The organism is Streptomyces sp. NPDC091279, assembly GCF_044757465.1.
GTDB lineage: Bacteria > Actinomycetota > Actinomycetes > Streptomycetales > Streptomycetaceae > Streptomyces.
Genome location: NZ_JBIVVA010000001.1, coordinates 18213 through 31510, shown reverse-complemented (window position 1 = coordinate 31510; position 13298 = coordinate 18213). Strand labels below are relative to the sequence as shown.

The 13298-nt window shown below is 72.2% G+C and carries 13 protein-coding genes; 5 read left to right on the top strand and 8 right to left on the bottom strand.

What is annotated here, in order from left to right; translation table 11 throughout:
* The first annotated feature begins 42 nt into the window (after positions 1-42).
* The 4 genes from ddaH to ACIQOU_RS00125 all read left to right on the top strand — a co-directional run bounded on the left by ddaH (position 43) and on the right by ACIQOU_RS00125 (position 5563).
* Complete coding sequence (gene ddaH, locus ACIQOU_RS00140; protein WP_401532535.1) at positions 43-855, top strand: dimethylargininase; 813 nt, start codon at positions 43-45, stop codon at positions 853-855.
* Entirely contained in the window at positions 852-2078 is a 1227-nt protein-coding gene (rocD, locus tag ACIQOU_RS00135; protein WP_401532533.1) for an ornithine--oxo-acid transaminase, read from the top strand. Before ddaH ends, rocD begins: the two co-directional genes overlap by 4 nt.
* A gap of 151 nt (positions 2079-2229) precedes the next feature.
* Positions 2230-4683, top strand: coding sequence for a SpoIIE family protein phosphatase (locus tag ACIQOU_RS00130; RefSeq protein WP_401532532.1), 2454 nt, complete (start codon positions 2230-2232; stop codon positions 4681-4683).
* 145 nt (positions 4684-4828) lie between these two features.
* A complete protein-coding gene (locus ACIQOU_RS00125) occupies positions 4829-5563 on the top strand; it encodes a lysophospholipid acyltransferase family protein (RefSeq protein ID WP_401532531.1) in 735 nt (244 codons plus the stop codon).
* A gap of 66 nt (positions 5564-5629) precedes the next feature.
* On the opposite strand, the gene ACIQOU_RS00120 is transcribed toward ACIQOU_RS00125, so the two are convergent.
* From ACIQOU_RS00120 to ACIQOU_RS00085, 8 genes are all read right to left on the bottom strand, one after another.
* Positions 5630-7228 (bottom strand): alpha/beta hydrolase, encoded by a 1599-nt coding sequence (locus ACIQOU_RS00120; RefSeq protein ID WP_401532530.1) that lies wholly within the window; start codon positions 7226-7228, stop codon positions 5630-5632.
* 132 nt (positions 7229-7360) lie between these two features.
* Positions 7361-8152 (bottom strand): urease accessory protein UreD, encoded by a 792-nt coding sequence (locus ACIQOU_RS00115; protein ID WP_401532528.1) that lies wholly within the window; start codon positions 8150-8152, stop codon positions 7361-7363.
* Positions 8116-8793, bottom strand: a complete 678-nt coding sequence (ureG, locus tag ACIQOU_RS00110) for an urease accessory protein UreG (protein ID WP_401532526.1) — start codon at positions 8791-8793, stop codon at positions 8116-8118. The genes ACIQOU_RS00115 and ureG overlap by 37 nt, the downstream gene beginning before the upstream one ends.
* A gap of 199 nt (positions 8794-8992) precedes the next feature.
* A complete protein-coding gene (locus tag ACIQOU_RS00105; RefSeq protein WP_401532525.1) occupies positions 8993-9670 on the bottom strand; it encodes an urease accessory protein UreF in 678 nt (225 codons plus the stop codon).
* A complete protein-coding gene (locus tag ACIQOU_RS00100) occupies positions 9670-11391 on the bottom strand; it encodes an urease subunit alpha (RefSeq protein WP_401532524.1) in 1722 nt (573 codons plus the stop codon). The genes ACIQOU_RS00105 and ACIQOU_RS00100 overlap by 1 nt, the downstream gene beginning before the upstream one ends.
* A complete protein-coding gene (locus ACIQOU_RS00095; protein WP_401532523.1) occupies positions 11384-11695 on the bottom strand; it encodes an urease subunit beta in 312 nt (103 codons plus the stop codon). The genes ACIQOU_RS00100 and ACIQOU_RS00095 overlap by 8 nt, the downstream gene beginning before the upstream one ends.
* A gap of 11 nt (positions 11696-11706) precedes the next feature.
* On the bottom strand, positions 11707-12009 hold the full coding sequence (locus ACIQOU_RS00090) for an urease subunit gamma (protein WP_401532522.1): 303 nt from the start codon (positions 12007-12009) through the stop codon (positions 11707-11709).
* Between the two features lie 273 nt (positions 12010-12282).
* The gene (locus ACIQOU_RS00085; protein WP_401532521.1) at positions 12283-12558 is read right to left on the bottom strand and encodes a type II toxin-antitoxin system Phd/YefM family antitoxin; all 276 of its coding nucleotides are present in this window, start codon (positions 12556-12558) and stop codon (positions 12283-12285) included.
* Positions 12559-12656: 98 nt separating this feature from the next.
* Between ACIQOU_RS00085 and ACIQOU_RS00080 the strand changes: the two genes are divergently transcribed.
* The gene (locus ACIQOU_RS00080) at positions 12657-13292 is read left to right on the top strand and encodes an ATP-dependent Clp protease proteolytic subunit (protein ID WP_401532520.1); all 636 of its coding nucleotides are present in this window, start codon (positions 12657-12659) and stop codon (positions 13290-13292) included.
* Positions 13293-13298 lie beyond the last annotated feature (6 nt).

The following is a 13298-nucleotide window of genomic DNA, read 5'->3' as shown; positions in this document are numbered from 1 at the left end:
CCCCACGTCGACACCTTGGCAGGAAGACGGAGGAACCCCTCTGTGTCCGACACCCGTGTGCCGCGCCGGCGGCGATTTCTCGTCTGCGAACCCAGACACTTCGCCGTGCAGTACGCGATCAACCCCTGGATGCGTCCCGACACCCCCGTCGACGTCGATCTCGCGCAGGATCAGTGGCAGGCCCTGATCAGCGCGTACCGCACCCACGGCCACACCGTGGACACCCTGGAGCCGGCCCCCGGTCTGCCGGACATGGTGTTCGCGGCGAACTCGGCGGTCGTCGTCGACGGCCGTGTCTTCGGCTCCCTCTTCCACGCGCCCGAGCGGCGCCCGGAGTCCTCCCACTACGACACCTGGTTCACGACGGCGGGCTTCGACGTCCACCGCCCCGAGTACGTGTGCGAGGGCGAGGGCGACCTCGTGTGGACGGGCCGGTACGTGCTGGCCGGCACCGGTTTCCGCACCACCCGCGAGGCGCACCGGGAGGTGCAGGAGTTCTTCGGTCACCCGGTGATCAGCCTGACGTTGGTGGACCCGCACTTCTACCACCTGGACACGGCACTGTTCGTGCTGGACGACGACAATATTGCGTACTTCCCGGAGGCCTTCTCGGCGGGCAGTCGCGCGGTGCTGGCGCGGCTGTACCCGGACGCGGTGCTCGCCACCCGTGAGGACGCGGCGGCGTTCGGTCTGAACTCCGTCTCCGACGGCCGCAACGTCTTCATCGCGCCGCAGGCCGAGGCGCTCGCCGCGTCGCTGACCGAGCGCGGCTATGTCCCCGTCCCCGTCGACCTGTCGGAGTTCCGCAAGGCCGGCGGGGGCATCAAGTGCTGCACCCAGGAGATCCGTTCATGACAGCTGCCGTCCGTACGCGTTCGTCCGCCGAGCTGATCAGCGCCGAGAAGCCGGTGCTCGCGCACAACTACCACCCGCTGCCCGTCGTGGTCGCCCGGGCCGAGGGCGCCTTCGTCGAGGACGTCGAGGGCCGCCGTTACCTCGACATGCTGGCGGGCTACTCGGCGCTGAACTTCGGCCACCGCCACCCGGCGCTGATCGCGGCCGCCCACCAGCAGCTGGAGCGGCTCACCCTCACCTCCCGGGCCTTCCACAACGACCGGCTCGCCGGGTTCGCGGAGCGGCTCGCGGGGCTGACGGGCCTGGACATGGTGCTGCCGATGAACACCGGCGCGGAGGCCGTGGAGAGCGGCATCAAGGTGGCCCGCAAGTGGGCCTACGACGTGAAGGGCGTCCCTGCCGACCAGGCGACGATCGTGGTCGCGGCGGGCAACTTCCACGGCCGGACCACGACGATCGTGAGCTTCTCGACGGACGAGGAGGCGCGGGCGGGCTTCGGGCCGTTCACGCCGGGGTTCCGGATCGTGCCGTACAACGACCTCGCGGCCCTGGAGGCGGCCGTCGACGAGACGACGGCGGCGGTGCTGATCGAGCCGATCCAGGGCGAGGCCGGTGTGATCATCCCCGACGACGGCTATCTCGTCGGGGTGCGGGAGCTGACCCGGCGCGCGAACTGCCTGTTCATCGCGGACGAGATCCAGTCGGGGCTTGGCCGCACCGGGCACACCCTCGCCGTCGAGCACGAGATGGTGGTGCCGGACGTGGTGCTGCTCGGCAAGGCGCTGGGCGGCGGGATCGTGCCGGTGTCGGCGGTGCTGGCCAACCGGGATGTGCTCGGGGTGCTGCACCCGGGCGAGCACGGGTCGACGTTCGGCGGGAATCCGCTGGCGGCGGCGGTCGGCACGGCGGTGGTGGAGCTGCTGGAGACGGGTGAGTTCCAGCGCCGGGCGACCGAGCTGGGGGCGGTGCTGCGGGACGGTCTGGCGGGGCTCGTCGGCCACGGGGTGGTCGGCTTCCGTGCCCGGGGGCTGTGGGCCGGCGTCGACGTGGACCCGGCGCTGGGTACTGGGCGGGAGGTCAGCGCGCGGCTGATGCGCGAGGGCATCCTCGTCAAGGACACCCACGGCTCGACGATCCGGCTGGCCCCGCCGCTGACGATCACCGAGGAGGAGCTGGTGGCGGCCCTGGGCTCGCTGGAGAAGGTGCTCGGGAGCGGCGCCTGACGCGCCCGGCGGGCGGGCCGGCACCCCGGGTCCCTCCTCGGGTGCCGGCCCGCCGCCACTCCCCTGGCCCCGGCCTCGCGCACACCTGAGCAGTGCGGGTGAAGATGGGGCAAAAGGGGGTAGACCACTCTCAGCGACAGAGAGGTCGGCCGTGGGTGCTCAGGAGGAGCGGAACGGGGCGAGGCGGCGCTTCGACGTGGCCGATGCCGCGCCGCTGCTGCTGGACGCGCACGGCACGGTCACCAGCTGGACCCGGGGCGCCGAACGGCTGCTGGCGTACGCCGCCTCCGATGTGGTCGGCACCGATGTCGCCGGTCTCCTCACCGCCGACGACGCGGCCCGGGTCCCGGAGCTGGCCGACCGGCTGCGCGCCGACGGCGGCTGGGCGGGGCTGCTGACCGCGCGCCGCCGGGACGGGCGCCCGGTGCCGGTGATGGTGCGGGTCACCCCGGCCGAGGACCCGGGCGGCGCCGCGCACTGGCTGGTGATGCTCTCCGACCTGAACGGCGGACCCGGCTGGGACATGAGCCGTACGGTCCTGGAGCAGATGGTCACCGGCTCCCCCGTCGGCCTCGCGATCGTCGACACCCGGCTGCGGTTCGTGTGGTCGAACGCCGCCCTGGAGCAGTTCGGCGGCGGCCCCGCAGGACAGCGTCTGGGCCGTCGGCTCGGGGAGATCCAGCCGGGTCTTGACGTCGAGGACATCGAGGCGCGGATGCGGGAGGTGCTGGCGACCGGTGAGCCGCTGGTCGGCTACGAGCACATCGGGCGGCTGCGGTCGGCGCCGCACCGGGAGACGGCGCACATGCTGTCGTTCACCCGCCTGGAGGACGAGCGCGGTCATCCGATGGGCGTCTACTACACGGTCGTCGACATCACCGAGCGGCACCGGGCCCGGCAGCGCCTCGCCCTGCTCGACCGGGCCGGGCAGCGCATCGGGCGGACCCTGGACATCGTGCGGACCACGCAGGAACTGGCCGACGTGGCCGTCCCTGACTTCGCCGACCTGGTCACCGTCGATCTGCTGGAGTGGGTGCTGCGCGGGGGCGAGCCGGGGGCGCCGGGCGGTTCCGCGCGGCTGCGGCGGGCCGGGCACCGGTCCCGGGTGCCGGGCACGGCGGAGGCGTTCGTCGAGGTCGGGTCCGAGGCCGCCTATGCCGAGGGGTCGCCGCCGCCCCGCACGCTGGTCTCGGGCCGGTCCTGGCGGGCGGAACGGCTTGACGCCGCCGAAGTGGAGTGGGCGAGCCGGGAACCCGGCGGCGTCGAGGTGACGTTCGGCTCGCTCGGGCTGCACAGCGCGATGGTCGTGCCGGTCCGGGCGCGGGGCGTGACGCTGGGGGTGACGACGTTCTTCCGGCGTGGCCGGCAGGACCCGTTCGACGCGGACGATCTGAGTCTCGCCGAGGACCTGGTGTCGCGGGCCGCCGTCTGTGTGGACAACGCCCGGCGCTACACCCGCGAGCGGGACGCGGCCCTGGTGCTCCAGCGCAGTCTGCTGCCGCGCAGGCTGCCCGCGCAGGACGCGGTGGAGGTGACCGCCTGCTACCGCCCGGCCGACGAGCTGACCGGCCTCGGCGGTGACTGGTACGACCTGATCCCGCTGTCCGGGGCGCGGGTCGCGCTGGTGGTCGGCGAGGTGCCGGGGCACGGCATCGACGCGTCCGCCGCGATGGGCCGGCTGCGCACCGCCGTGCGCACGCTCGCCGCCCTCGATCTGCCGCCGGACGAGGTGCTGGCCCACCTCGACGACCTGGTGGCGCGGACCGCCGAGGAGGAGGGGCTGCGGCCGAGCCCGGTGGCGGACTCGGCCGGGGACAGCATGCGGGCGGTCGGCTCGGGGTGCGTGTATGTCGTCTACGACCCCGTCGAGGGCCGGTGTTCGATGGCCGCCGCCCGGCATCCGGCGCCGGCCGTGGTGCGGCCCGACGGCACGGTGGGCTTCGTCGAACTGCCCCAGGGCCCGGCGCTGGGGGCGGGCGGCCCGCCGTTCGAGTCGGTCGAGCTGTCGCTCGCCACCGGCAGCACGCTGGTGCTGTACACGGACGGCCTGCTGGCCGACGGGGACGGCAACGACGGCGCCGCCGATCGGGAGCGGCTGCGGCGGGCGTTGGAGCGCACCACGGCCTCGCTGGACGTGCGGTGCCGTGCGGTCGTCGACGCGCTGGTCCCGGACCGCCCGCACGACGATGTCGCCCTGCTGCTGGCCCGCACCCGGCGGCTCGGCGCCGACCAGGTGGCCGACTGGGAGTTGCCGGCCGATCCCGCGGTGGTCGCCGACGCCCGCAAGGCGGCCACCCGGCAGCTCACCGAATGGGGCCTTCAGGAGCTGACGTTCACCACCGAACTGGTGGTCAGCGAGCTGGTCACCAACGCCATCCGGCACGCGGGCGACCCGATCCGGCTGCGGCTGATCCGGGACCGGACGCTGATCTGCGAGGTCACCGACGGCGGCGCCACCGTGCCCCATCTGCGCCATCCCCGCACCACCGACGAGGGCGGGCGCGGGCTGCTGCTGGTCTCCCAGGTCACCCAGCGCTGGGGGACGCGGGTCGCGCCGGAGGGGAAGGTCATCTGGGCGGAGCAGTCCCTCACGGATCTGCCGTGACCCCGGCCCCGGGCGCCGTCGGCCGGGACAACTGCCGTGTTCCGGCCAGGTGTCGCTGCACCTACACTGACAACCCCCACGCCACGCCGGTGACCTGCTCGAACGGCTGCGGCCCGCCGTTCAACCGGATTGAGGAGAGCCTCCCTTGTTCTACTACGTCCTCAAGCATGTGCTGCTGGGGCCCCTGTTGAGGGTGGTGTTCCGGCCAACGATCGAGGGTCTGGACCATGTGCCGGCGCACGGCGCGGCGATCGTCGCGGGCAACCATCTCTCCTTCGCGGACCACTTCCTGATGCCGGCGATCCTCAAGCGCCGTATCACCTTCCTCGCGAAGAAGGAGTACTTCACCGGGCCGGGGCTCAAGGGCCGCCTCACCGCCGCGTTCTTCCGCAGCGCGGGGCAGATCCCGGTGGACCGCACCGGCAAGGAGGCCGGCCAGGCGGCGATCCGCGAGGGCCTCGGGGTGCTGGCCAAGGACGAGTTGCTCGGCATCTACCCGGAGGGCACCCGCTCGCACGACGGGCGGCTCTACAAGGGCAAGGTGGGGGTCGCGGTGATGGCGCTGAAGTCGGGTGTCCCGGTGATCCCGTGCGCGATGATCGGCACCTTCGAGGCGCAGCCGCCCGGGAAGATCGTCCCGAACGTCCATCCCGTGACGATCCGCTTCGGCACGCCCCTCGAATTCTCCCGCTACGAGGGCCTGGAGGACGAGAAGGCGATCCTGCGCGCGGTCACCGACGAGATCATGTACGCGATCCTGTCGCTGTCCGAGCAGGAGTACGTCGACGAGTACGCGGGCGTGGCGAAGGCGCGGCAGATCGCCGAGGCGAAGGCCAAGGCCGAGAAGGAGCGCAGGTTCCCGCGGCTGCCGTCGCGCTGATCCGTGAACGACCAAGGGGGCGGCCGGAGTTCCGGCCGCCCCCTTCGTGCGGGTCGCGTTGCCGGGTTACGGCGTGGGCGTGGCGTGCGGGCCGCAGGTGACGTCGGCCGCGTCCACCTTGCCGGTGAGCAGATAGGTGTCGACCCGCTGGTTGATGCAGGGGTTGACGAGTCCGGTCACGCCGTGGGAGCCCGCGTTCTTCTCGGTGATCAGGCGGGAGCCCTTGAAGCGCTGGTGCAGGTCGACGGCGCCGGGGTACGGGGTGGCGGCGTCGTCGGTGGACTGCACGATCAGGACCGGCGGCAGGTTCTTGTGGCTGGTGACCTCGACCGGCGTCTGCTGCTTGACCGGCCAGGTCGCGCAGGGCAGGTTCATCCAGGCGTTGGCCCAGGTCATGAACGGATAGTCCTTGTTCAGCCGGGTGTTGTCGCGGTCCCACTTCTGCCAGCTGGTGGGCCACTTGGCGTCGGTGCACTCGACGGCCGTGTAGACGGCGTTGCCGTTCTCCGCGGAGATGTTGCCCGCGGTGTCGGACAGGTCGGGGGCGGCGGCGTCGATCAGGGCCTGGGTGTCACCGGCCTCGTACTTGCTGAAGACGCTGGCGATCGAGGCCCACACCGAGTCGTAGTACGGGGCGCTCTGGAAGAAGCTGATCAGTTCGGCCGGTCCGACGACCCCGCCGATGGGGTGCTTCTTGGCGGTGGCGCGCAGTTCCAGCCACTTGTCCTGGACGGCGGCGCGGGTGGTGCCGAGGTGGTAGGTGGCGTCGTTGGCGGCGACCCAGTCCTGCCACTGCTTCCAGCGGCCCTCGAAGGCGACGTCCTGGTCCAGGTTGGCCTGGTACCAGATCTTCTCGCGCGACGGGTCGACGACGCTGTCCACGATCATGCGGCGCAGGTGGCCAGGGAACATCGTGCCGTAGACGGCGCCGATGTAGGTGCCGTAGGAGACGCCGAGGTAGTTGAGCTTCTTCTCGCCGAGGGCGGCACGGATCACGTCGAGGTCGCGCACGGTGTTCGGCGTGGTCATCTGCGCCAGCATCGCCTTGCCGGTGCGCTGGGCGCAGCCCTCGGCGTAGGCGCGGGCCAGCTTGCGCTGGGCGAGCTTGTCGGCCTCGGAGTCGGGGACCGGGTCGGCCTTGGGCGCCTTGACGAACTCCTGCGGGTCCTGGCAGGAGATGGGCGCGGAGTGGCCGACGCCGCGCGGGTCGAAGCCGACGAAGTCGTAGGCCTTGGCCGTGTTGACCCAGAGCGCGTTCTTGGTGGTGACCCGGGTCGGGAAGCGCAGGCCCGAGCCGCCGGGGCCGCCCGGGTTGTAGACGAGGGCGCCCTGTCGCTCGGCCTTGGTGCCGGTGCTGACGGCGCGGTCGACGGCCAGCTTGATCTGCTTGCCGTGCGGCTTGGTGTAGTCGAGCGGGACGCTGACCCAGCCGCACTGGATCGGCGCGGCCAGCGACCAGTCGGTGGGGCAGTCCTTCCAGTCGATGCCGGTCCTGGCCGCCTTGGCCGCCGCGATCGCCGCGCCGCGCGCCTCCCGGTCCTGGCCCGGCCGGCTGTCGGCACTGGCGGTGGGCGCGGCGACGGCGCCGGCTATGAGCGCGGCCGTGACGAACACTCCGGCCGAACCGAGCGCCGCCGTCCGCCTCTTCGGACTGTTACCCCTCAAGTGGGACCTCCCCGTACATCGTTTCGATTCTGTACGGGGGATACTTCCGGCTGTGCGCCATCTGGGAACAGGGGTAGTTGACCTTCTTTGCCAATCCGATAACCGGAGCGGCGGGCCCCGCTGAGCGGAACGTCAGCCGAAGTGGCCGGCCGCCTCGTCCAGTACCCGGCGCAGCCGCAGCGCGTCGGTGGCAACGGCCGTCACCAGCACGGCGGGACCGGCGAGCGGCACCAGCGCGGCACCGTCCCCGAGGAGCCGCGCCTCGGGCGCCCGCACGGCGAACTCGGGCCGTACGACGACCAGTTGCCCCACGGCCCGGCGCCCCCCGAGCACGGCGGGCCCGTCCCACCCACCGGGCGCACCCGGCCCGCAGACCACCTCCTGGTCGAGCAGGACCCGTCCGCCGACCGTCAGCACGAACCGGCTGGCGAGCCGCCCGGGTTCCTCCCCGACCCGCCCGAGCACCTGCTCCTCGCGCAGCAGGACCCGCGCCCCCGCGGCCGCCTCCACCCGGGTGGTGACCCGCAGATCACTGCCCTTCGCCGAGATCAACTGCTCGGGCAGCCAGGCCAGTTCACCCCCGTCGGCGACCTCGATCCGGACGTCGTAACGGGAGTCGCCCTTGGCCTGTCCTGGCAGCGCGATGGTGGCCGCCGCCGACCCGACCCGCAGCCGGGCCCCCGCCTCGACGCGGGCCCGCACCTCGAAGTGGTCGCCGCCGAGCGGCCCGCTCATGGCGCCGACGAGCATGACCCGCGCCTCGTCACCACTGCCCCGGGTCCGCCGCAGCGCCAGCGGCCCGTCGCCCTCCAGCACCGGCAGCGAGGTGCCGCCCCGGCCGTCGTCCCGGGCGACGATGCGGGCGGTGGCCCGCACCCCGGTGACGTTCACGCCGTCCACGCGGCGAGCTGCCCGCGCACCCATGCGGCGACCTCACCGACACCGGCCTCAGAACGCAACGACTGGAGGACAACGGGGAGTTCGGCCCGCTGCGCCTTGGCGTCGGCCGCCATCCGGGCGAGGTCGGAACCGACGTAGGGGGCGAGGTCGGTCTTGTTGACGACGAGCAGATCGGCGGTGGTCACCCCGGGCCCGCCCTTGCGCGGGATGTCGTCCCCTCCGGCCACGTCGATCACGAAGATCTGCGCGTCGACGAGCCCCCGGGAGAAGGTGGCGGTGAGGTTGTCGCCCCCGGACTCGACAAGGATCAGGTCCAGCGGTCCGACCTCGTCCTCCAGATCCTCGACGGCTTCGAGGTTGGCGGAGATGTCGTCCCGGATCGCGGTGTGCGGGCAGGCCCCGGTCTCCACGGCGGCGATCCGCTCGGGCGGCAACACGGCCTCCCTGAGCAGGAATTCGGCGTCCTCACGGGTGTAGATGTCATTGGTGACGACCGCCAACGACAACTCGTCCCGCAAGGCCCGGCACAGCGCGGCGACGGTAGCGGTCTTCCCCGACCCCACAGGCCCCCCGAGCCCCACCCGCAACGCCCGCCGAGACCCGTCCCCCCGCCGAGCATCAGCACTGACAGCAGGCGGACCATCATGAGAATGACCAAGATGCACGGGGAACTCCTAGGGGTAGGGGTGGGAGTGGGGCTGGGGGTTCAGCACGATCGGGGACAGGGTTTCGAGGGCGGCGCCTTCTGAGGCAGGCGGGCACCACTCAGCCGGTCTGGGGGTACCCCCTCGGGGGGAGCGTGAGGACGAGGCCGTTCAGGCCGATGAACGGGGCTGCACGGGGCGGCGCCCCTTCGACTCCGGTTCACGAGGCGAACAACCTCGTCGCCCACCCCGCATGGACCTCCGCGCCGATCTCCGACAACGGCGCGGACACCGCAGGCAGAGCCGCCACGCCCTCCCCGGCGACAGCCGACCGCGCCGCAGACACGGCAGCGTCCACGACAAGATCCATCTCGGCCGAGAGTCCGGCCAGGACCCTCGTTCCGTCGAACGGATCGAGACTCAACAACCGCACCGTCGCCGACACAGGCCCACTCACGCTCTCGTACACCGCGCAGTACGCCGCGTCGCCCGCGTCGAGCCCCGCGCCGCGAGCCACCAGCCCCAACACCACAGGCTGGTGCGCCCCCTTGGGGAACTCAAGCGCCAGCGCGTCCAGTTCGGCCGAAGGCCACGTCGCCCGACCGGCCCGGGCGAGCTGCCGCCCCAGCCTGCGCGCAACCCCCCGCAGGGCCGGCGACGGCGTCCGCGCGTCCAACCCGGCGTCCAACTCCCGTACGTCCACGCCGAGACAGGCCGCCGCGGCGAACGCCGCACCGACCAGCCCGGCGGTGTGCAGCCGCCCCCGGCAGAACTCCTCCAGGCTCGCGCCCCCGGTGATCCGGCCGTCCTTGACGGCGGCCTCGGCCCCGCCGGAGTGCGCGTGCCCTCCGGCGGGGAACCGGCCGTCGGCCAGGACGAGCAGTGCTGACCTGGCCATCAGAAGAGGAAGTACCGCTGGGTCAGGGGCAGTTCGGCCGCCGGGGTGGCCTCGACGAGTTCGCCGTCGATGTGCACGGCGAAGCTGTCGGGGTCGACCTGGACGCGCGGCCGGGCGTCGTTCTCCCGCATGTCCGCCTTGGTCACCGCGCGGGTCGACTCGATGGCGACGAACCGCTTGCCGAGCTGGAGCCGTTCGGGCAGTCCGTCCTCGATGGCGAGCGAGGAGACGAAGGTGAAGGAGTTGGCGGCGGGCGCCCGGCCGATCGCCCCGTACATCGGCCGGGGCAGGATCGGCTGCGGCGTCGGGATGGACGCGTTGGCGTCGCCCATCTGCGCGTAGGCGATCTGCCCGCCCTTGATGACGAGGTGCGGCTTGACGCCGAAGAACGCCGGCTGCCACAGGACGAGGTCGGCGAGCTTCCCGCTCTCGACGGACCCGACCTCGTGGGCGATGCCCTGGGCGAGGGCCGGGTTGATCGTGTACTTGGCGACGTAACGGCGCACCCGGTGGTTGTCGGCGCCTCCGTCACCGGCGAGGGCGCCCCGGCGGCGCTTCATGACGTGCGCGGTCTGCCAGGTCCGCAGGATCACCTCACCGACCCGGCCCATGGCCTGCGCGTCGGAGGAGATGATCGAGATGGCGCCGAGGTCGTGGAGGATGTCCTCCGCGCCGATCGTCGACGGCCGGATGCGGGACTCGGCGAAGGCGAGGTCCTCGGGGACGGCCGGGTTGAGGTGGTGGCAGACCATCAGCATGTCGAGGTGTTCCTCGGCGGTGTTGACGGTGTACGGCCGGGTCGGGTTGGTCGAGCTGGGCAGGACGTGCGGCTCGGAGACAACGGTCATGATGTCCGGCGCGTGCCCGCCGCCCGCGCCCTCGGTGTGGTAGGCGTGGATGCCTCGGCCGGCGATCGCGGCGAGGGTGTCGCCCACGAATCCGGCTTCGTTGAGGGTGTCGGTGTGGATGGCGACCTGGACACCGGTGCGGTCGGCGACGGTGAGGGCGGCGTCGATGACGGCGGGCGTGGAGCCCCAGTCCTCGTGCAGCTTGAGCCCGAGGGCGCCGGCCCTGATCTGGGAGAGCATCGCCTCGTGCGAGACGGTGTTGCCCTTGCCGAGGAACCCGATGTTGAGCGGGTACTCCTCCATCGCCGCCATCATCCGGGCGAGGTGCCAGGGGCCGGGCGTCACGGTGGTCGCCTTGGAGCCCTCGGCGGGCCCGGTGCCGCCGCCGACGATGGTGGTGACGCCGGACGCGAGGGCCTCGTCGGCGATCTGCGGGCAGATGAAGTGGACGTGGGCGTCGACGGCACCGGCGGTGAGGATACGGCCGTTGCCGGCGATGATCTCGGTCTCGGGGCCGATCACCAGCTCGGGGTGGACGCCGTCCATGGTGTCGGGGTTGCCGGCCTTGCCGATGCCGGTGATCCGGCCGTCGCGGATGCCGACGTCGGCCTTGACGACACCCCAGTGGTCGACGATCACGGCGCCGGTGATGACGGTGTCGGGGGCGCCCTCGGCGCGGGTGGCGCGGGACTGGCCCATGGACTCGCGGATGACCTTGCCGCCGCCGAACACCGCTTCGTCACCGGCGAGTCCGGGGCCGCCGGAGCGGTCCTCCTCGATCTCGACGATCAGGTCGGTGTCGGCGAGCCGGATGCGGTCGCCGGTGGTGGGGCCGAAGAGGTCCGCGTAGGCGGCGCGGGAGATCTCAGGCATCGAGGGCACCTCCGGTCTCGCCGCGCAGGCCGGGCACGATCCGGGCGCCGGCCAGCGGGACGAGTTCGATGTCGACGGGGATGCCGGGCTCGAAGCGGACGGCGGTGCCGGCGGCGACGTTCAGCCGCTTGCCGCGGGCGGCGGCGCGGTCGAAGTCGAGCCCGGGGTTGGCCTCGGCGAAGTGGTAGTGGGAGCCGACCTGGACGGGCCGGTCGGCGGCGTTGAGGACGGTGAGGCGGGTGACCTCGCGGCCCGCGTTGTAGACGACGGGGTCGTCCGCGAACAGGATCTCTCCGGGAATCACGGCGGCGCTCCTCAGACGATCGGGTCGTGGACGGTGACGAGCTTGGTGCCGTCCGGGAAGGTGGCCTCGACCTGGACGTCGTGGATCATCTCGGGGATGCCCTCCATGACGTCGTCGCGGGTGAGGAGGGTGCGTCCGGACGCCATCAGCTCGGCGACGGTGCGGCCGTCGCGGGCGCCTTCGAGGATGTGGGAGGTGATGAGCGCGACCGTCTCCGGGTGGTTGAGCCGGAGCCCGCGGGCCCTGCGCTTCTCCGCGACATCGGCCGCCACATGGATCAGCAGCCTCTCCTGCTCGTGCGGGGTCAGTTGCACAGCACACCTCACAGTCCTCGCTCCGGACCTCACGGGGCCGGATCGCCGCGGCCACGGGGCGACATCCCTGGTGGCGTGAGTGTGCAGGTTAATTGGGCAGGGTTTCGAAAACGTAAAACCCGCCACGGCGACGCGACCACACCCGGGGGAACCTCCCGCCGGGAGGTCCGGACCGTATACCGATGTCCCGCTTCCGACAGCTCGCGACATTCCGCGTCCGGCAGCGCACGGAGTCACCCGCGCGACGGAACCACCGTGCCCGAGGTCGACGGCTCAGGAGGCGCCGGGGCCCCGGTGTTCGGCGGCGATGCCGAACCGCTGGTGCTCGCGCGGGCCGCCGCCGACCTCGCGGACGGCGGCGACGGAGCTGACGACCTGTTCCTCGGCGGCGTCCAGCGCGGCGAGGCGTTCCAGGTCGGCGGCGGAGACCAGGGCGACCAGGGGCTTGCCGTGCCGGGTGACGACCACGCGCTCACCGCCGTACACCACCCGGTTGATCAGGTCGGCCAGCTCGGCCCTGGCTTGGGTCACCGGAATCTCGTAGGCCATGCCCTCAGCTTACGGCCCACCCTCATCCGTACGTCCTGTACATTTTTTACAGAGAGCGATTCCGTCCGGGACAGCTCTGCCGCGAGGAGGGGTATGTCATGACCCGAGCGTCCGCCCGCCATGTCCTGCCGGAGTTCACGGAACGCACCAGTTCCGGGACCAGGACGATGGACCCCTACTCCAAGCTCCTCCAGGAGCGGATCGTCTTCCTCGGCACGCCGGTCGACGACACCTCGGCCAACGACGTGATGGCGCAGTTCATGCACCTGGAGCACAGCGACCCGGACCGGGACATCGTGCTGTACATCAACTCCCCCGGCGGCTCGTTCACGGCGATGACGGCGATCCACGACACGATGCGGTTCGTCAGCTGCGACGTGGAGACGGTCTGCCTGGGTCAGGCCGCGTCGTCGGCCGCCGTGCTGCTCGCCGCGGGCACCCCGGGCAAGCGGTCGACGTTGCCGGGCGCCCGCATGACGATCCGCCAGCCGTCGCTGCCCGGGCCGGTGTGGGGACAGACGAGCGATCTCTCCCTCCAGGCGACGGAGTTGGCCAGGACCCGGGACCGCCTTGAGGAGTTGCTCGTCCGGCACACCGGGCGCGACCCGGAGCAGGTGCACGCGGACATCGAGCGGGACACGATCCTGGACGCCCGTCAGGCCGTGGCCTACGGCCTGGTGGACCGGATCGTGCCGAGCCGCAAGGCCACCGCAGCGCCGCCCGCCGGCCGGTGAGCGGCC